This is a genomic window from Rhodococcus sp. 2G (assembly GCF_001886355.1).
Classification (GTDB): domain Bacteria; phylum Actinomycetota; class Actinomycetes; order Mycobacteriales; family Mycobacteriaceae; genus Rhodococcus; species Rhodococcus pyridinivorans.
The window spans coordinates 1616912-1636859 of record NZ_CP018063.1 but is presented as its reverse complement, the minus strand read 5'-3'; the positions used below and the strand labels follow the sequence as shown (position 1 = coordinate 1636859).

11 protein-coding genes are annotated in these 19948 nt (G+C 67.5%); 4 read left to right on the top strand and 7 right to left on the bottom strand.

The window, feature by feature from the left end:
- Nucleotides 1-1117: 1117 nt before the first annotated feature.
- Nucleotides 1118-4708, bottom strand: coding sequence for a BREX-2 system adenine-specific DNA-methyltransferase PglX (pglX, locus tag BO226_RS07645; protein WP_071934925.1), 3591 nt, complete (start codon nt 4706-4708; stop codon nt 1118-1120).
- On the bottom strand, nt 4708-8940 hold the full coding sequence (pglW, locus tag BO226_RS07640; protein ID WP_071934924.1) for a BREX system serine/threonine kinase PglW: 4233 nt from the start codon (nt 8938-8940) through the stop codon (nt 4708-4710). The genes pglX and pglW overlap by 1 nt, the downstream gene beginning before the upstream one ends.
- Nucleotides 8941-9355: 415 nt before the next feature.
- Here pglW and BO226_RS07635 point away from each other — a divergent pair, with 415 nt between their 5' ends.
- Nucleotides 9356-12574 (top strand): DEAD/DEAH box helicase, encoded by a 3219-nt coding sequence (locus BO226_RS07635; protein WP_071936380.1) that lies wholly within the window; start codon nt 9356-9358, stop codon nt 12572-12574.
- 51 nt (nt 12575-12625) lie between these two features.
- Here BO226_RS07635 and mshC read toward each other — a convergent pair whose 3' ends face one another.
- The 5 genes from mshC to BO226_RS07610 form a co-directional block, all read right to left on the bottom strand.
- Nucleotides 12626-13867 carry a cysteine--1-D-myo-inosityl 2-amino-2-deoxy-alpha-D-glucopyranoside ligase gene (gene mshC, locus BO226_RS07630; RefSeq protein WP_006551968.1) on the bottom strand — a complete coding sequence of 414 codons (1242 nt, stop codon included), beginning with the start codon at nt 13865-13867 and terminating at the stop codon, nt 12626-12628.
- A 75-nt stretch (nt 13868-13942) separates the two neighbouring features.
- Nucleotides 13943-14749 carry an SCO1664 family protein gene (locus BO226_RS07625; RefSeq protein ID WP_006551967.1) on the bottom strand — a complete coding sequence of 269 codons (807 nt, stop codon included), beginning with the start codon at nt 14747-14749 and terminating at the stop codon, nt 13943-13945.
- A 4-nt stretch (nt 14750-14753) separates the two neighbouring features.
- A complete protein-coding gene (locus BO226_RS07620; protein ID WP_006551966.1) occupies nt 14754-15344 on the bottom strand; it encodes a DUF3090 domain-containing protein in 591 nt (196 codons plus the stop codon).
- A 45-nt stretch (nt 15345-15389) separates the two neighbouring features.
- Entirely contained in the window at nt 15390-16118 is a 729-nt protein-coding gene (locus tag BO226_RS07615; RefSeq protein ID WP_064851877.1) for a histidine phosphatase family protein, read from the bottom strand.
- A 36-nt stretch (nt 16119-16154) separates the two neighbouring features.
- On the bottom strand, nt 16155-17000 hold the full coding sequence (locus BO226_RS07610) for an undecaprenyl-diphosphate phosphatase (protein WP_174556291.1): 846 nt from the start codon (nt 16998-17000) through the stop codon (nt 16155-16157).
- Nucleotides 17001-17211: 211 nt separating this feature from the next.
- Between BO226_RS07610 and BO226_RS07605 the strand changes: the two genes are divergently transcribed.
- The 3 genes from BO226_RS07605 to BO226_RS07595 all read left to right on the top strand — a co-directional run bounded on the left by BO226_RS07605 (nt 17212) and on the right by BO226_RS07595 (nt 19946).
- Nucleotides 17212-18156, top strand: coding sequence for an aldo/keto reductase (locus BO226_RS07605; protein WP_071934923.1), 945 nt, complete (start codon nt 17212-17214; stop codon nt 18154-18156).
- 95 nt (nt 18157-18251) lie between these two features.
- Nucleotides 18252-18917, top strand: a complete 666-nt coding sequence (locus BO226_RS07600; RefSeq protein WP_006551961.1) for a biliverdin-producing heme oxygenase — start codon at nt 18252-18254, stop codon at nt 18915-18917.
- A gap of 3 nt (nt 18918-18920) precedes the next feature.
- Nucleotides 18921-19946, top strand: coding sequence for a heme/hemin ABC transporter substrate-binding protein (locus BO226_RS07595; protein ID WP_071934922.1), 1026 nt, complete (start codon nt 18921-18923; stop codon nt 19944-19946).
- Nucleotides 19947-19948: the final 2 nt, after the last annotated feature.

Below are 19948 nucleotides of genomic sequence, written 5' to 3'. Positions count from 1 at the left end.
AAAGATACGCGAATGGACCAATCGCGCCTGAAGTCGGTCCGGACCGACGCTGAGCAGCTCTGTCCGAGAGTTGAGGGCAGAACCACACTCCGCAGCTTCGGACACATCCGCCGACACGAACAGGCGTTCGAGTTGACGCTGCTTGCTGCGCATGGGAGCATCCGAGCACCAACCTGAAAACAGGTCGACCCCGGCTGGTGCTGGTAACACCGAACCGGGGTCTGGGCACACGACAGATTGGACCTGTCATGCACCGTAGGGTGGAGTCTATCCACACGCCCCCAGGGCACAATTCTTATGGTTCGGCATTCGACGCCGACCTCCTCGTTCTTACCCCGTCGGGCTTCTCACTGACGTCCTGACCTACTGAGCCTCTCGACCGCGTCGGTCGGGAGGCTCGAGGTGGTTCGCTTTGACGTGTGCGCGGGCCGGTCCGGTAACCGCGGCACGTCGGGCATTCGTCGCTCATCTCCCGAGGTCCGACGTCAGCGCAGAAGACGCTGCACGCAGGGGTGCCATTCCCGTGCGTGAAACCGACTGGGCGCCAGTATCCTTCGTCTCCACTCTGGCGGTGGAGCACCCGATCGTGAGGGTCGACACGAACGACCGGGTCCAGCGCAAGCCGCACGTCATCTCCGACGTGGGGCCAGAAGCGTTGGCCGAGATGGTCTATCGGGGCATGGCGACCGGGCAGCGTTGGGGAAGGGGCCGAAGGCAAGCTCAGGGACCCGTAGGGTCTCCGATCGGTCAGGAGCAGTCGCCCGCAGGGCGTCCGATTGTCGGTTCTTTTCCCTCCTGATCGAGAACATCGGAACCGGCGTTCTTCCCCGCCCCCCGCTTCCATGGAGTTCGAGTCGACTACGGGCAGACGTCGAGCTCTCGCCCGCCACGGTGCAATGGACTACCTGTGTCGACGCGCACCGGGTTGCCGAGTACACCCGACCAAAACTGCGCGCCTCCCCGAACGCCGCCTCACAGAACCCGACTCACACGACCACGAGGTCGGACACCTCCTACGCGCCGGCGCAACACAGCATGTACCGCCGGACCGGACGTGTGCGGGCAACACGGAGGCCGGCGTCCTGGCGATCGAGCCGGACGCGCGCCTCTGATCGACCTACGCCGGGCCGCTCTCCTTCGTCGACTTCGCTGCTGTGCGACGACCTCGGGTAGGGGCCGGGGGCCGCCACGCGCCAAGATCCTCGGTTGTGACTCCGAGGTCCGCGCTGTGGGAGCGCAGAACTTCCTCGATGGTGTCGGCGACCGACTCACCGTATTCAGGGTCGATCTCGCCGTGCCACTGCCGTACCCACGGCAACAGCTCGGCCAGCCCGGCCAGCATCGGAGTCAGCTTGTCTGGATTCGCCTGGTCCCAGCCCTCGGCCGCAATGCGTTCGTCGACGAGGCCGGCGAGCGCGAGAGCTTGCTCGGCGTGATCCCACCCTGCCCAGCCGAGAAGCATCGTCGGGTCGGTGTCGCGGTTCGCGTTCGGATAGGAGATGAACCGTTCCTTCGGTACATCGAGTTTGCCGCGCCGCGACCAGTACGAAGTCTTCAGGAAATCGGCAGGCTTGTACTTCGGCGGCACCGGAATAGGGGCGTCGAGCTTCTCCCCCGCATCCTCTCGTCGCTGCAGGTCCCACGTGTCCTCCCACGCTTCGCGCTTGATGAGACCCGACGGCTTGTACCGCAGCGCCGCGAGGTACGGGACACCTTCTTCCTCGAGAAGCTTGGCCAATGCCGCCGAGGTGGACACCTCCTTGCTACCGGCCCACAACCGCAGCACCTGACGGAAGCCCTCGTCACTGTCGAGTCGATCGGCGAGTTGGGCGATACTGCGCGGGGTGGGGCGGTCACCTTCGAACCAGAGCTTACGACTTTCGATGCGGTCCAACAGCCAGTCACGCAGCGCTTCGGTGACGCGCTTGTCCCACGGATCGATCGCCCAGCGTCGCTTGTGCTCCGGCTTCTCCAACAACCGGATGCCCGGATTCGAGGCGATCAGATCAAGGCGTCGCTGCAGGAGGTCGCGGTACTCGGCGGGCAGGCGCGACGGGATCTCGGTGATTGGTGTGGATCTGTGCCGTTCGAACCACGCGGTGTGCTCACCGGATTCGACGGAACGCGCGAGAGCAATCTCGAACGCGCGCTCCCCCAGCGCGATTCCGGGCAGTTCCCCAGGGTAGGTGAGGTCATCGTCGATAAGGCCGTAAAGGCGGTAGCATTCCCAGTCGAGTTCCTCCTGGTGTGCGATCATCAGCGCACGAATCCGCTCGGACTCGCCGCGCGTGTGCTCAAGCGCCTCAGCGGACGGCACACCCTTCGCCGCAGCGGCCGAGGGAGTCTGCGAGTCAACTTCCCGCGCGAGTGCATCAAGAGTGCGGACGCGTTCCAATGGATAGGTCGACGGGAGCGGAAAGTCCTTCAGCGTCGTCCCATTGAACTGAAAGAAGTTCTCCCACTGATCCAAAGTTGTTCTGGCCCCGGAATTATCGACCGTACTTCCTTTGTTGTGGCACTTCTGCTTGAGCCAGAAGCACGCCACCGAACTGTTCAGCACTCCGAGTAACCGCAGGTGGTCGTCCTCGCTCGCCCCCTCCGGCAACTTGATCACCGGCGCGGTCTGCTTGAACACTTTGCCGCCACGGTCCAGGACGAAATGGTTGTGCGTCGCGACTTCGGCGAAGGTGATGGAGAGGGGGGTTCGGTACCGGTCCTTGAAGAACATCGAGTGGTCGAACCACCGAAGCCCTCTCTCTGCAAGAGTCTGCTGGAAGTCGATCCGCCCGGACAGTAGCGTGCGATTGCGCCAGAACAGACGCATCGCCGAATCGTCGACCTCACGAGGCTCCCCGTTGGTGTTGTACGGGAACAGTGTGACCAGACCTTCAGCAATTGCATAGTCGCGCACGTCCTCGCCTAGAACAACCGGGACCACATCGTCGGCGACGTGCAACGCACTGACCGACTCTCGCGGTAGATAGAAGCAGTCATCGGAACCTGTGTGGGTTGTGCGTCCCACAACCAACATCGCGTCTTTCAGTGGTGATCTCTTCCCGGACTCCACTCGGTTCATCAACCCGACAGCGCCACCGCCAGTGAGACTCCAAGGGTGTGCACGCAGTAGCTTCCGGTCGAGCTCGGCAACGCTAATCCATCCGTTGTCAAAACCCGGTTCGTCGATGTGGCCGACAATTGCAGACCATACGATGCCCTTCGCAGGTTCCTCCGGCCGCCCCGGCTCGCCGCGAACTCCCAGTACTGCACGCACCGTCCCCCCCACCGGTGTCCGGTTACGTCCTACAAGAATCACCGTTGGCGTGCCATGCCCGGGGATATACGCACCAGACGTGTCGATGACCCTACGAAGATCACGGGTGCTCAGGAATTCCTCGATCAGTTTGGAACCGAACTCTCGCTTCATGAAGGAGTTGGAGGTGATCTGCCCGACCCACCCCGGTTTACCGTTCGAATCGCTCTTGGCGAGATCGAAGAACAGTTCCATGAATGGCACCGTCAACGCGTACTTCCGATGACACGTCGAGTAGAGCTCACGGTACGTCTGGTTGAGCGCTTTGTCCTTGACTGTGATGTACGGCGGATTGCCCACCACCACATCGTGTTCCCGCTGCAGAATCGCTTTGAGCGCGTCTGCGTTCTCCGTCGCATACGCCATCTGCTCGGTGCCCGTGGACCACAGGTCGTCTGCAAGCGCTTGCTGCCGCGCACCCCACAGCAACGAGTCACCAGCTGCAAGGTTGAGTTCGATGTCGATCAACTTCTCGATCGACTTGTCCCCACTCGCATCCAACGCTGCGACCATCAGCCGGAACCGCGCGATCGCCACCGCGAACGGGTTGATGTCCACGCCGAACACCGACGCCAGGGCCTTCTGCACCAACACGCGACGGCCGAGTCCAGGAGCTTCGCTCTCCCACCGTTCCAGCAACCGGTGGAATGCACCGAGCAGGAAGTGGCCGGACCCGCAGGTCGGGTCGATCACCGTGAAGCCCTCGAGCGGCCGCTCTTTCAGCGCCGGTTCGAGGGTCTGGTCGAGGATGAACTCCTCGACGAACTCCGGGGTCTGCAGAAGCGCATAGGTCTTCTTCGCGAACTCCGAGAGGTCCTGATACACGTCACCCAGGAAGCGGGTGTCGACACCGGCGAAGCTCCACAGCGGCTCGCCGGATGCGTCCTTGTCCCACCAGAATTCGAGAAGGCCGCGCGCTGCGTCGCCCGAGGGCGCCACCTGGTGCATCGGCGAGTAGCTGTCGACCAGTCCGCGGGTGGCTTCCATCTTTGCGAAATGCGCGATGATCGTTTCGAGCCACTCGCGGTCGGTGTGCTCCGGGAACTCGGCGAAGTAGGCGCGCCGGGCGTCGAGCGCTTGCTGGCGCGCATCCGCATCCGGACCGCCGATCCACGCCTTCGACACCAGCGCGTGGTCTTCGCAGTAGCGCGCGAACACCGTCAACAGCACCCACGCGACCGCGGCCTGCGTGATCCGTTCGTCGCGCCACGCCTGCCACGACGCGGCCGTCCGCTGGGCCTGTAGCGCGGCGGTGTACTCGGCTCGCCACCGCTGCTCCACCCCGGGCTGGCGGGTGTCGACGTCCGCGCCGTCGACGCGCGCACGCAGGTCGTCCTCGAGGACGGTGACCTGCTTGCGCAGCGCCTTCACCAGTTCGGTCGCGGAAAAGTCCGCCATCACACCTTCTCGCTCTCCACGATCCCGGTCTTCCAGACCGGGTACACAACGAACTGTCCGCCGGGTGAACCCAACTGGATCGGCTGACCATCCACCAGCGCGCCGCGCTGGCCGCGCATCTGCGGCAACACCACCCATACCGGGCGGCGACGTGGTGCCGACAGGTCGGCCAGCCGGGCCAGTACGTCGAGGTAGCCGTACCGGGCCAGTGGCGACACCTCGGTGAGCACCAGCGGTCTCGGCTGCGCAGCGTCGCCGAATACTCGTTCTTCGAGGCCGGCGCAGACGCGCGGCATCACCTGCTCGAGCACCGCTCGCAGGCCCCGCGCGTCCTTGCTTCCCGCCGCCGCAGCATCTGCGCTTCGTACGAGATCCCACGGCACACCCCGCTCGGACGAGAAGGTCCGCATCCCGTCGATGATCGCTCCGGTGACGTCGACGACCTCGCCCTCGTGCGCCTCGACGAGTTCTCGCGCGACGACCTGGTGGTCGCCGGGCCGATGAACGGGCACTCCGAACACCAGGAAGCCGTTCTCCGCCAAGGAGCGCGCGACGAGCGAGTTCCGTGACGCACCACCGTCGCCGGTCGTGGCGGACACGACAGGTCCGGCGGGCGGTCCGGTGTGAGTGGCGGTGCGGGTGTGCAGGGAGGTTTCGCTCGGCGGTGCGGCCTGCTCGTAGCGGTAGGCAGTGCCGTCCCAGGTGAGGCCGAGGCCAGCGCGGTCAAGGTGTGCGTCGAGAGCGGGTCGGGCTGGGAGCCGGTCGAGCTCCGGGAATCGTGCGGCGACGCGCGCCCGGATCTCTGTCGGCGACAACGCCTCGGTCTGGGCGAGTCCGGCAAGGGCGATGCGCAGCGCGTCGGACGGGCCGAGGCTGCGGCTGTGCAGCTCACCGCGACCGGAGACGGCGGCGAACTTGGAGATTGCCGCCGCCAAGCGCACCAGACGCCCGTCCGGGGGCAGCGGCACCGGCACGTCCGGTCGGGCCGCGGCTGCGTAAGCGCGGGCGAACGCGCCGCGCAGCTCACGTGCCGCGGTGCCCATCGGGACCACCTGGGACATCGGGGTGGCGACCATGAGGTCGTCGGCGCGACGGCCCGCGGCTTCGGCTCCGGCGAGCAGAAGTTCGTCGTCGGCGACCAACGCGAGGCGTCCACCGTGGCGTCGGCGCACCCACCGCCGGGTTCCCTCGGCGGTTTCGTGCTCGGTGAGCCGATCCAGGGCGAGGCGCAATAGCCCGGCGGCGGCACGCTCCGCGAGACGCGGGGCCATGGCATCGGCGGCAGCGGCCGGGGCTTGGGGCAGCCGGGCGCGGATCTCGGCGGTGAGGGTGGAGATCGCTACTACCCCACCGGAATCGCGGAGGACCTGGTCGGCGACGTCGATGAGTTCGTCGAGCAGCTCCCGTGTCGCCGGGTTCTCCGCCCAGTCGGACTGCAGTTCCTTGAGAAGCTGGTTTCCTCGGGGTCCGCTCTTCTTCAACGCCGACGCCAGTTCGTTGCCGGACGCGAACGCATCGAGAGTGCCGGTGACACCGAGGAGCAGTTCCGCTGCACTGCGGCGGGTACTGGCCCTACCGGTGCCCACCGCCGATACCAACAGGGCGACGGCGTCGTCGAGGCCGAGCAGACCCTGCTGATCCTGGGGCTTTGCTGCGGATCGGCCGAGTTCTTTGACCCACGTGCGATGCCGGTCGCGGATCTCGGTGCGGGTGGCTTTTGCTTCCTTGGCGACCAGACGGTTGAGTCGGGTGGAATCGAGCACCAGCAACTCGCCGACCGTGGTGACCTGCGCCGCGGCAAGAGCAGACACGGCCCGTGCGCTCAGCCCGGCGGCAACAAGGGAGGTGCCGGCGACGACCTTGACTGCGCGAGTGGTCTTGTCTGCCTTCGCGGGAGCGGCGTCGAGGTCGGTGAACACCCGGCGCCAGTCGCGGAGCATTTCCTCGGCCGTGTCCGGGCGGGTCGCGACGTCGCGGGAGAGCGCCGAGGTGAAGTACGCGGTGAGACCTGCCGCGACGGGCGTCTCGAACATGGAGGGGGCGACGGTGACGTCGTCCTGCACGGTGGCCGGGTTCGCCTGTGGGTCCGGTCCGTACTGCGGGGCGCCGCCGGTGGCCATCTCGAACAGGACGACAGCAGCGCCGTAGCGTTCGGCGGCGGTGTCGTACTGGTTGCGTCCACCGGTACCGAGAAACGGGTCGAGATAGGGCGGGGTTCCGGCGTCGGTGTGGCGCAGATCGACCCCGGCCATCGAGAAGTCGAACAAGCGAAGATGCGCGTCGGCACGCGAGCTGGACTGGTGCACACCGAGGTTCGACGGCTTGAGGTCGCGGTGCACCACCCCGGCACGCTCGAGGGCAACGAGCGCCTGCAGCAGATCGGTACCCCAGCGTTCGAGCAGATCGATCGACAGCCGCCCGCCCTTGGCGGCCAACTCCTCCGCGAGGGTGGTGCGTCCCGCGTAGTGCACGACGAGAGCCGCGCGGCCGCCGACGTTCTCCTCGGAGGCCAGTTGCACGATGCGAGGATCGTCGAGTTTGCCGAGCACCTGCGCCTCGGCATGAAGCCGAGTGGCGGCCTCGTCGTCGCGGGCGACCTTGAGGACCCGCTCGTGATCGCCCGCCTTTCGGTCCACGACAAGGATGCCGACAGCGGTCGAGCCCGCGCCCAGGCGCCGCTTGTAGACGAAGCGGCCGTCGCCGAGTTCGTCGCCGGGTTTCGCGTCGAGCGGATCGGTTTCCCCCTCGGCGCGGAACAGCTCCGAACGCACCGCCTCGAGTCGCTCGAGGAAGTCGGCGACGGAAGAGATCCGTTCTGCGGGACGGGGGTCGGTGGCGGCGAGCACGAGTTGCCGCAGGATCGAGGGGACCTGCGGCAGCTCCACCGCCAGGTCGAGACCGCCGTCGCGGCGCAATCGGTCGAGCAGTTCGCCACGTTCCGTTGCCGGCGACTGCCCACCGGTGAGCAGGTAGAACGCGAGCGCACCGAGTCCGAAGACGTCCATCCGGGCCGGATCGGCGGGGTTCACGCCCTCGGGAGCGGTGAACAGCCGAGCCTGGTCGCTCAGGCTGCCGGCCATGAGGCTCAGCGGTCCCGCGGACAGGCGGGTGACGCCGGTTTCCGCGTTGGCGGGCAGCACACCCGCGGTGTCCCAGTCGGTCACCTGCGGTTGCGGACCGGTCTTGCGGTCGCGGACCACGATCGCCCGGGGGTTGAGGGTGCGGTGCACCACGCGGTGCCGATGCGCGTAGTGGACGATCTCGGCGATCTCGGCGAGCGCTGCGAGTTGCCGCTCCAGCGTCATCTCGCCGTGGTGGTCCGCGAGCCACAGATCCAGGCGGACGTCGCTCTCGGATGTCGGGAACACCAGGCCGATGCCGAGTTCCTTGTCCTTGACCACGTCGACGGGCACCTGCAGGCCGTCGTGCTTGAGCCGCGACAACAGCTTGTACTCGTGCTCCACACCGCGCGCCCGGGCGTGCTCCTCCGCGGACGTCGCCCCAGGCTTGGGCAGGTAGAAGCGGATGCGAGCGGCACGTTCCATGTCGACGTGATGGAAGGCGGGCCAATCCTGCCAGCCCTCGCCGTCGCCGAGCGGCTGATCGTCGATCACCCAGGAGCCGACCTCGCGCTGGCGGCGGGGTGCAAGTCCGATCGCAGCCATCAGATCGCGAATCAGCAGCGACTTCTCTTCGGACACCGGTTCGTGCTTCGACGGTGCGAGGAGCCGTTCGCTGATCCCGGGGAGATAGCTGCGGTGTTCGTTGCCGTCGATGCCGTACAGATTGATCGCGGAGCCGGCGGGCAGCATGCACTTCAGGTCCGGATGATGCAGGTACACGAGTTCCTGGACGTACGGGATGACGCCTTTGAGATTCTTCTGCCCGGTCTTCTCCGCCAGCCTGTCTTTGAGCAGCGACGAGAAATACTGCGCCTTCTTGCGGGCGAGCAGCAGCGGTGAATCCTCGGACCGATAGTTTCCGCGGCTCCACACGTGGTCGTTGCCGCGCAGCGTCCCGCTGTAGTACTTCAGCTCGATCAAGTACAGGGTGTCACGAGCAAGGACCAGCAGGTCCACCTCGTGCCAGCGGCCGCGGTTGTCGCGGAACTCGAAGTTCGACCACGCCCGGAACGGCGGGGCGTCGGGAAGGATCTCCTTGATCCGTTCGAGCCCTTCACGTTCATGGTCGAACGGGGAAGGGCTGACCTCGACCCACCGGTCACTGTGCACCGGGCTCCCCCTCTTCCATCCGATCGTTCACGTCCGTCACAACTTACCCGGACGGGTCATCCTGCTCAGGATCGGCAACACGGGCCCAGGCGTTACGGTCGGATTCGAGGGCGGTCGACGATAGGTGTAGTCGTCCCGGGCGCCGGACGATGCCGTGGCCGAGCCGGTGCCGTTCACCACGGCAATGGATCAGGTGAGTCCGATTCCCGTGCTTCGGCATCCGGGACGCTTGCGGCGGTGACCGACCCGGATACAGCGCTGCGGCGACCAGCGGGTGCAGGCGGTCGAGGTCGAATCCCGCTGCGGCACAGGCGACACGCCAGTCACCTGCACGACGCCGGTCGGGCGCGGCCTCGATCAGGACGGCGGCACGGCGAACTCACGCACGCGACGTGGGGGCATAGACTGCTCACCCATGGCCGGGAATCCCGCATTCGACCACCTCATCGAGTCGTTGATCGCCGCGGTGGGCCGATCCACCTTCGACCGCGGCGTGCGCTACGCCGATCGAGGCGCGGTCGTCGACTGCGGATTCGACGAGGACAATCTCGTCGGTTTCGGACGAATTGCCGGTACCCGGGTGTACCAGGCTGTCGTGCAACTCCACCCCGGACCGCGAGGACTCGAGTTCGAGTACGGCGAATGCTCGTGCCCGGTCGGCTACGACTGCAAGCACACCGTGGCGCTTCTGCTTGCGCTGCTTGTCCCACAGGAGGACATGACCCCGGACACGCCCTCGTGGGAAGCACCGTTCGAAGCTCTCTTCGCGGACCACGAGACCGGTAGCGGCGTGCCCCTTGCCCTGCAACTGGCGTTGACACAGCGAACGCACGCTCCGGCGCCGATGCTCACCGCGCGGGTGCTGCGCCCCGGACGCACGGGATGGGTCTCCGGCAACATTTCGTGGCAGAACATCGCCTACACCTACGACGTGAACGAGCAACACCGGCAGTTGCTGCTCGAATTCGCAGCGCTGGTACACGCCTCGACACGGAGTTACTACACTTCCGCCCAGACCACCCTCGATCTGTCGGCGGTGTCGCCGCGACTGTGGTCGCTGCTCGACGATGCCCACCGCCTCGGGATCGAGTTGCGCTACGCGAAGAAGAAGCACGGTGCGGTGCCGCCGCCGGGCACCGCCGACGTGCATGTCGACGTCGCCGATTCGGGCGACGGCCTGACCGTCACCCCAGCCCTGCACATCGGCGACGATTCGACCGGGACCGCCGTCGCGTTCATCGGCACCCCCGCCCACGGCGTCATCTACCTCCCTTCAGGGGATCACGACGGCGGCGCGCCGGCAGATCTACCGTTCCGCCTCGCGCAGCTCCGCAACCCCGTTGCCGCCGGCATGCAACAACTACTGCAGAGCAGCGGTGCGCTCACCGTGCCAGCAGATCAGGTGCCGCGGTTCGCGACCACCTACTACCCGCGCCTGCACCGAGCAGCGACCGTCACCTCCACCGACGGCTCGTTCACAGCACCGACCGTCAGCGGGCCGACGCTGCTCCTACACGTCGCCTTCCGTCCCGAACATCGCGCCGATCTGCACTGGCAGTTCGGCTACACCGTCGGCGACGGCGAGTACACGGTCGAGTTGTACGAACGTCTCGGCGACACCGTCCGCGACCGCGACGCCGAAGACGCGCTGCTCACCGAGATCCGGCCGGTGGTCGCCCCGTTCGGCCTGGACAACTCCGTCGACCGGCGGCTGTTCCCCCGCGTCGCCATCACCGACCTCGACACCGCACGACTGGTATCCGAACTGCTGCCCCTGCTGACCGGCCGTGACGATGTGCAGGTGCGCGTCGACGGCACCCCTGCCGATTACCGCGACGTCGGCGACAGCCTGCGCATCGGACTGTCCACCGAGGCCACCGCCGACTCCGACTGGTTCGACCTGAACATCACCATCGAACTCGACGGGGCCACCCTCCCTTTCCGGGAGGTGTTCACCGCACTCAGCGAGGGCGCGGCAACTCTGATGCTGCCCGACGGGGCCTACCTGCCCCTGGACAAACCCGAACTGCAACAACTGCGCCGACTCGTCGACGAAGCCCGCGCACTGCACGAAAACAACGATCCGGATCGATTGCAGCTGAGCCGATTCCAAGCCGGGATCTGGGAGGAACTGGCGGCGCTCGGTGTCGTCGACAAGCAGGCCGCAGCCTGGAAGAAACAGGTACAAGGCCTTCTCGACATGAAGGCGACAGCGAAGACCCGGGTGCCGAAGGCGGTACAGGCGACGCTGCGGCCGTACCAGCTCGACGGATTCCGGTGGTTGACGTTCCTGTGGACGCACGGACTCGGCGGAATCCTCGCCGACGACATGGGCCTCGGCAAGACCCTGCAGTCGCTTGCACTGATCTGCCACGCTCGCGCGAAGCGGCCGGCCGATGCTCCGGTACTCATCGTGGCGCCGACATCGGTGGTTCCGAACTGGGCCACCGAAGCCCGGCGATTCGCACCGGACCTGAACGTCGTGGCGATCACCGAGACATCCGCCAAACGCGGTGTGTCGCTGGGTGATCTGCTCGACGGGATCGACGTCGTCGTCACGTCGTACACGCTGCTGCGCCTGGATATCGACGAGTATCTCGAACGGGCTTGGTCGATGCTGCTGCTCGACGAGGCACAGTTCGTCAAGAACCACCGGGCGAAGGCATATCAGTGCGTGCGGCAGATCGAGGCACCGCTGAAGGTCGCGATCACCGGAACTCCGATGGAAAACAACCTGATGGAATTGTGGTCGCTGCTATCGATCACCGCACCCGGCCTGTTCCCCCATCCGACGAAGTTCCAGGACTACTACCGCAAACCCATCGAAAGCGGCAGTCACCCCGAACTGCTGGTGCAGCTGCGGCAGCGCATCAAACCGCTGATGTTGCGTCGCACCAAGGAACAGGTCGCCACCGACCTGCCGAAGAAACAGGAGCAGGTACTCGAGGTGGAACTCACACCGAAACACCGTGCCGTCTACGACCGGCAGTTGCAGCGCGAGAGGCAGAAAATTCTCGGGCTCGTCGACGACCTCGACAACAACCGCTTCACGATCCTGCGGTCGCTGACCCTGCTGCGGCAGATGAGCCTCGATCCGGGCCTCGTCGACGACGCGCATAACAAGGTCGGCTCCGCAAAGATCGATGCGCTGCTCGAACAGCTCGACGACGTGATCGTCGGCGGGCACCGAGCATTGGTGTTCAGCCAGTTCACCGGGTTCCTCGACCGCGTCCGGGCACGGCTCGACGCCGCCGGAATCGACTACCTGTATCTGGACGGCAAGACCCGCAAACGCGGAAAAGTACTCGAGGAATTCAAGTCCGGAGCGGCACCGGTGTTTCTCATCAGCCTCAAGGCCGGCGGATTCGGCCTGAATCTGGTGGAAGCGGACTACTGTTTCCTGCTCGACCCATGGTGGAATCCCGCGACGGAGGCGCAGGCCGTCGACCGTACCCACCGCATCGGGCAGACCCGCAACGTCATGGTGTACCGGCTGATCGCCCGCGACACCATCGAAGCGAAGGTGCGGGCGCTGCAATTACGCAAGGCGGAGCTGTTCTCGTCGGTCGTCGACGACGGAGAGATGTTCTCGTCGGCATTGACCGCCGACGACATCCGCGCCCTGCTGGCGTAGCTACGGTGCGTGGTCCTGGTAATGCCTGCTACCACACCACGCACCGACCCCTCAGCGCAGGTTCACACCAAGCAGCGCGTCGACCGCGTCGGCGAACAGACCCGGCGCCGATGCGTCGTCTCCCCCGCGCTCGACGGCGAAGGTCGCCCACCCGTCGAGGGCATCGAGGGCCTTCGGGGTGTCGAGGTCGTCGGCGAGGTGCTGGCGCAGGCGCGCGACCGTGTCCTCGGCGGAGGCGGCCGACGGCAGCGCCGCCGCCTGCTTCCACAACGCCAGTCGCGCCTCGGCGGCGGCGAGGACCTCGGACGTCCACGGACGGTCGACGCGGTAGTGCCCCGACAACAGCCCGAGCCGGATGGCGGCGGGGTCGACGCCCTCACCGCGCAGCTTGGAGACGAACACCAGATTGCCGCGCGACTTCGACATCTTCTCGCCGTCGAGGCCGATCATGCCGGTGTGCACGTAGTGCCGGGCGAAACGCCGGTCGCCGGTGACGGCTTCGGCGTGCGCGGCGGAATACTCGTGGTGCGGGAAGATCAGGTCGCTGCCGCCGCCCTGCACGTCGAAGCCGGAGCCGATGCGGTTGAGGGCGATGGCCGCGCACTCGATGTGCCAGCCGGGGCGTCCGGCACCGAAGGGCGACGGCCAGGCCGGTTCGCCGGGACGCTCCGCGCGCCACAGCAGGGCGTCGAGCGGGTCGCGCTTGCCGGGGCGCTCCGGGTCGCCGCCGCGCTCGGCGAAGAACCGCATCATCGTGTCGTGGTCGTAGCCGGACTCGTAACCGAACTGCTCGGTGGCGTCGGTCCGGAAGTAGACGTCGGGGTACTCGGCGTCGTCGACGATGTAGGCGGCACCGGAGGCGACGAGCTTCTCGACGAGTTCGACGACCTCGTTCACCGATTCGACGGCACCGATGTAGTCGCGTGGCGGCAGCACGCGCAGCGCCTCCATGTCCTCGCGGAACAGGGCCGTCTCGCGCATACCGAGGACGACCCAGTCCTCACCGTCGCGCTCGGCGCGTTCGAACAGCGGATCGTCGACGTCGGTGACGTTCTGCACGTAGTGGACGTCGTGGCCGGCGTCGCGCCAGATGCGGTTGACCAGATCGAAGGTCAGGTAGGTGGCGGCGTGGCCGAGGTGCGTGGCGTCGTAGGGGGTGATGCCGCACACGTACATCGTCGCGGTGTCGCCCGAGGTGACCGGACGCACCGCTCGGTCCGCGGTGTCGAACAACCGCAACGGAGGCCCCTGACCGGGGACGGACGGGATCGCGACGTCGGACCAAGATTGCATGACTACGAGCCTAATGGAGTCGCGGGAGTGCTCCGCGCGGGCACCCGGACGTGCGGCAGGCGAACGGCCGCGGCCTCAGAAGGCGGGCCAGGGAATGCGCCGGTCTCCGCGCGGATGCGGCATCACGGGACGCTCGAGCAAGCGGGAGATCCTGCGCTGCAGGGCACGCACCTCGATGGCGGTGATGTGCTCGCACAGCTCCTCGGCGAAGCCGCCGTCGAACCGGCGCAGCAGCTTGTCGAGGTCGGCGAGGAGGACCGGGTCGACCGGGTCGCCGCTCCACCCCCACAGCACGGTGCGCAGCTTGTCGTCCTGGTGCAGGCAGATGCCGTGATCGACGCCGTAGACGTGTCCGTCGAGACCTTCGAGGACGTGGCCGCCCTTGCGGTCGGCGTTGTTGAGGACGACGTCGAGCACCGCCATGCGCTGCAGGCGCGGATCGTCGGCGTGGACGAGCACCACCTCGGCGCCGTCCAAATCGCGGGCACGCAGGATCGGCAGCCACCCCTGCGCGACCGCACCGGCCGGGCACAGGTCCACCAGATCCAGGCGTTCCGTTCCGCCCTGCGCGGAGTCGACCGTGTCGATCCAGCGCTGCACCATGCCGGGACCGTACGGGCCGTCGCGCAGCACGGTGAGCGGGATGACGTCCCAGCCGAGCGCCTCGGAGATCAGGTACGAGGCGACCTCGCGTCCGGCGAGGGTGCCGTCGGGGAAGTCCCACAACGGCCGCTCCCCGCGGACAGGTTTGTAGACGCACCGCACCTCGGTGTCGCCGAGCTGCGCGTCGCACACGAGGGTCGCGTTGCTTGCGTGTGCGATCTGCCCGACGACGTCGAGGTCGCCGTCGGTCAGCACGCTCCGCACGTCCGGCGCCGTCACGCGGTCAGCTTTCTTCCTCGCCGAACCAGGCGGCCGGATCGAATCCGGGGGTACGCAGGTAACCGTTGGTGCGGACGCAGATGTGTCCGTCGGCGCCGATCGGTTCGCCGCACAGCGGGCAGGGCGCGCGCCCGGCCGAGACGACGAGTTCGGAGCGGGCCGCGAATTCGCGGGCCTGCACCGGGGTGAGGAATACCCGCACCGCGTCGGGACCTTCCTCGGTGTCGTCGAGCACCACGGACTCGTCGAGTTCGGTGTCGGTGACCGCGAGCAGCTCCACCACCACCGATCCGGCGTCGGCGTCCCAGCCCAGACCCATGGTGCCGACCCGGAACTCGGCCTCGATCGGTGTCACCAACGGGCTGACGTCGACCTCGGGGTCGTCGGGGATCACGGTGCCGAAGCGGCGCTGTACCTCTTCGAGCAACAGCCCCATCCGGTCGGCCAGGATCTGCACCTGCTGCTTCTCCAGAAGCACGCTCACTACACGGGACTCGTGCACGGCCTGCAGGTAGAACACCCGGTCGCCCGGTTCACCGACAGTGCCGGCGATGAACCGATCAGGTGTTCGAAACACGTGTATCGCGCGGGCCATCACACCTCCTCGAGTCCCCACACTCTGCCATGACGGACACTGCCATTATCCGCGTGCCGTCTCCTGTCGGTGCCCCTGCGGTGGGTCGCCGGGTTCCTCGACCGCGCCGGGCACTTCGCCGCCGGGCACGGACTTGGGTTCGGACGGCCCGGCAAGCCCGGACAGGTCCGAACCGGTGTCGTTCACGCGCAGCACGAACGGCCGGGTGTCGGTGTAGCGGACGACGCTGAGCGACGCCGGCTCGGCGACGATCCGCTGGAAGCTGTCGAGATGCGTCGCGAGCGCGTCGGCGAGGATCGACTTGATGACGTCGCCGTGGCTGCACGCGATCCACACGACGTCCTTGCCGTGCGCCTCGCGCAGACGCCGGTCGTGTTCGCGGATCGCAGCGACCGCGCGGGACTGCACCTGCGCGAGTCCTTCACCGTCCGGGAAGACCGCTGCGGAGGCGTGCTGCTGCACGACCGCCCACTGCGGTTCCTTGACCAGTTCCTTCAGTTCGCGTCCGGTCCACTGCCCGTAGTCGACCTCGGCGAGTCGCTCATCGACGACCGGTTCGAGTCCACGATCGGTCGCCAGCGGCTGCACTGTCTGCCGGCACCGCAGCAGCGGCGACCGCACGATCTCGGTGATCTCGAGCCCGGCCAACCGGGTGACGAGATTCTTCGCCTGGACGTGGCCGACCTCGTCGAGTTCGACACCGAGGGAACGACCGGCCAACACGTGCGAGGTGTTCGCCGTCGACCGTCCGTGCCGCAGCAGGATGACCGTCATGCGCCCAGCCTAGAGGTACCGCCTGTCGGCAGCCTCTCAGGTGGCGGAGACCACGCCGGTGGCGAGCAGTCCGAGCACGATCACGCCGAGAATCACTCGGTAGCCGACGAACCAGTACATCGAGTGGTTGACGACGAAGCGCAGCAACCAGGCGATCGCAGCGTAGCCGACCGCGAAGGCGATCACGGTCGCGACGAGCAACTGCGCCCCCGAGGCATTGAGCCCCTCCCCGGCCGGTTCGAAGGCGTCCGGCAGGCTGAACAGACCGGAGGCGACGACGGCGGGGATGGCGAGCAGGAACGAGTATCGAGCGGCAGCCTCGCGGGTGAGCCCGAGGAACAGACCGGCGGAGATGGTGCCGCCGGAGCGGGACACGCCGGGGATCAGGGCCAGCGCCTGCGCCGAACCCATGATCAGCCCGTCCTTGAGGGTGAGCTGACTCACGTCGCGCCGCTGTTTGCCGAAGTACTCGGCAGCTGCGATGACGATCGAAAACACGATGAGCATGGTGGCAACGAGCCACAGATTGCGGGCGACGGTGCGGATGTCGTCCTTGAACAGCACGCCGAGGATGCCGATCGGGATGGTGCCGAGGATGACGTACCAGCCCATCTTGTAATCGTGGTCGGAGCGGTGCTCCTTGTGGAACAGGCCGCGGAACCAGGCCCGCAGGATCCGCCAGATGTCCCCGGCGAAGAACACCAGAACGGCGGCCTCGGTGCCCAGCTGGGTGACTGCCGTGAAGGACGCGCCGGCGTCCTCTCCGAAGAAGATCTCCGAGACGATCCGCAGGTGGCCGGACGAGGAGATCGGCAGGAACTCCGTGAGGCCCTGCACGATGCCGAGGACGATCGTCTGCAGCCAGGTCATCGATTCGCCGATCATGCGGCGACCCCCGGCACGAAGGCTGCGGTGGGGACGGATCGGTGGTCGCGGATGCAGGGAGCAGTTCTCACTCGGCGAAGGGTACGTGGAACCCGACCGGTCGGCGCGCCGGACGCTGCCGCGCGCCTGTTGCGCATTAGGGTGCAGTACCAGGGTCGTGGCCGAGCGCGGCGACGTCCCGTCGTGTCGGGAGGAAACGCGGACGGTTATGGAATACAGGACAGTCGGTGCGAGCGGCCTGCGGGTTTCACGGCTCGGCCTGGGCACCTTGACGTGGGGTCGTGGAACGGACGGCGACGAGGCCGCAGCCCAGTTGTCGGCCTTCGTCGATGTGGGCGGCACGCTCGTCGACACCTCCCCCGCCTACGGGGACGGGGTCGCGCAACGGATCCTCGCCGAACTGCTCGACGACGTGGTGCCCCGCGACCAGCTGGTGCTGTCGGGCAGCTCCGGCATCGACACCACCACACTCGGTTCCGGCCGCGTGGACTGCTCCCGCTCGGGCCTGCTCAACCAGCTCGACGCGACCCTGCGTGAACTCGGCACCGACCACCTCGACGTGTGGCAGGTTGCGACGTGGGATCCGCACACCCCCGTCGACGAGGTGATGGACGCCCTCGAGTTCGCCGTCACCAGCGGGCGCGTGCGATACGTCGGGGTGCGCGGCTATCTCGGCTGGCAGCTCGCGACCGCCGCGGCCGCGGCCGCGGCCCGGCGCCCGGCGCCGCTGATCAGCACGCAGGTCGAGTACTCCCTGCTCGCCCGCGGCGTCGAGGACGAGTTGATCCCCGCCGCGGCCCACCACGGCGTGGGTGTGTTCGCGGCCGTGCCGCTCGCCGGCGGTGTTCTCACCGGTAAGTACCGGTCGGGGGTGCCGGCGGATTCGCGCGGCGCCGACGATGTGCACACGGAGGAAGTGCGCCGTTATCTCACCGAATCCGCGGTGCGCGTGGTCGACGCGGTCGCCACGGCCGCCGACGGGCTGGGCACCTCCCCGCTGGCCGTCGCGCTGGCGTGGGTGCGCGACCGGCCGCACGTGGCCTCGACGCTCGTGGGTGCCCGGGATCTCGCGCAACTGACCGGAGTGCTGGTCGCGGAGGAGTTGGCGTTGCCGCCGGCGATCGCCGCGGCGCTCGACGACGTGAGCGCGTGATCTCCGCGACACCGCCCGCACCCTGCCCTTATCCGGAAGGTTAGGCTAGCCTGCCGAGTACATTCGGTACAGGCAATGTGAGGGGAGGTCGGTCGATGGCCACGACCGAAGTCGTCGGATTCGCCGAACGGATCCGGCTCGAGACCCAGCAGGCGCACAGTGACACCGAGAACTCGGTGTTCGTCTCGGAACTGCTCGGCGGCAAGCTGTCGACCGAGGCCCACGCCGCGCTCATCGCGCAGACCTGGTTCGTCTACGACAGCCTCGAGCGGATCGGCCGCAGCTACGCCGACGACCCGATCGCCGGTCCCTTCCTCAGCGACGAACTGCTCCGCACCGCCGCGCTCGAAGCCGACCTCGACTTCCTCGTCGGCTCCGACTGGCGCGACCGCATCACGCCGCTGCCCGCAACGGTCGCCTACGTCGACCGGCTCGTGCAGGTCGCGGCGGTGTCCCCGGAAGCCTTCCTCGCGCATCACTATCTGCGTTATCTCGGCGACCTGTCCGGCGGCCAGATCATCCGCCGCATGCTCGAACGCGCCTACGGCTACGAGCGCGACGGGTTGCGCTTCTACATCTTCGACGGGATCCCGAAGACCAAGCCGTTCAAGGACGCCTACCGCGCGAAGCTCGACGCCGCACCGCTCGACGGCGACCAGCAACAGACCGTCATCGACGAGGCGAACCTCGTGTACGGGCTCAACGGTGCCCTGTTCGCCGACCTCGCGCGCGATATCGACCGGTATCGGGTGCGTGCCTGACCGATGTTCCGTTCCCTCCTCCGCCTTCCGGTCGCGCTGATCGCAGTGCTGGGTGTCCTCCTCGTCGCCGCATGCAGCGCCCCCACCACCGACGGCACGACCGTCACCGACGTCGCGACCGGTCCGCGCACCGCCGTCGTCGATGCCGAACCCGAGCCGATCACCACCGACCCGGCACCCGCGCTGCCGGCCACGGTGCGCGGCGTGGACGGCGTCGAGACCACGATCACCGACATCTCCCGGATCGTGGTGGCCGACCGCTCCGGCACCCTGGCGCAGACCGTGTACGCCCTCGGACTCGGCGACAAGCTCGTCGGCCGCTCCACCGCGTCCTTCCCCGCGATCCAGGACGTCCCCAACGTCACCCCCGGCGGGCACGGTCTCAACGCCGAGGCGATCCTTGCGCTGAACCCGACCGTCGTGCTCACCGACACCTCCATCGGTCCACTGGCGGTGCAGGAACAGATCCGCGCGACCGGCGTGCCCGTGGTGTTCGTCGACCCGGAACGCTCCCTCGACACCGTCGCCGACGACATCGAGGCGGTCGCGGCCGCGCTCGGCGTCCCCGAGGCCGGTGCCGCGCTCGCGCAGCGCACGCTCGACGAGATCGCCGCGGCGAAGGACTCGATCCCCGCCGACCATCCCGAACCCACCGTCGCATTCCTCTATCTGCGCGGTTCGGCAATCAAGATGCTCGGCGGCCCCGGATCGGGGGCCGATGCGCTCGTCGCAGCCGCCGGTGGTCGCGACGCCGGCATCCTCGCCGGCCTGGACTCACAGTTCGTGCCCATCACCAGCGAGGCGATGATCGCCTCGGCGCCCGACATCATCCTGGTGATGACGCACAGCCTCGACTCGGTGGGCGGACCGGACGGGCTCGCGCAGCTCCCGGGCGTCGCGCAGACCCCGGCCGGGAAGACGGGCACCATCGTGGACATGGACGATTCGACCCTGCTCAGCTTCGGCCCACAGACCGGCAAGGTCCTGGCCGCCCTGGTGGAGGCGTTCTACCCGCCGGACCGGTCGTGATC

Excerpts from the sequence above, each read along its gene's own strand:
- BO226_RS07605 (WP_071934923.1), top strand. The coding sequence starts at position 17,212 with ATGGAATACAGGACAGTCGGTGCGAGCGGCCTGCGGGTTTCACGGCTC.
- BO226_RS07600 (WP_006551961.1), top strand. The coding sequence starts at position 18,252 with ATGGCCACGACCGAAGTCGTCGGATTCGCCGAACGGATCCGGCTCGAG.
- BO226_RS07615 (WP_064851877.1), bottom strand. The coding sequence starts at position 16,118 with ATGACGGTCATCCTGCTGCGGCACGGACGGTCGACGGCGAACACCTCG.
- BO226_RS07595 (WP_071934922.1), top strand. The coding sequence starts at position 18,921 with ATGTTCCGTTCCCTCCTCCGCCTTCCGGTCGCGCTGATCGCAGTGCTG.
- BO226_RS07635 (WP_071936380.1), top strand. The coding sequence starts at position 9,356 with ATGGCCGGGAATCCCGCATTCGACCACCTCATCGAGTCGTTGATCGCC.
- BO226_RS07620 (WP_006551966.1), bottom strand. The coding sequence starts at position 15,344 with ATGGCCCGCGCGATACACGTGTTTCGAACACCTGATCGGTTCATCGCC.
- mshC (WP_006551968.1), bottom strand. The coding sequence starts at position 13,867 with ATGCAATCTTGGTCCGACGTCGCGATCCCGTCCGTCCCCGGTCAGGGG.
- pglX (WP_071934925.1), bottom strand. The coding sequence starts at position 4,708 with ATGGCGGACTTTTCCGCGACCGAACTGGTGAAGGCGCTGCGCAAGCAG.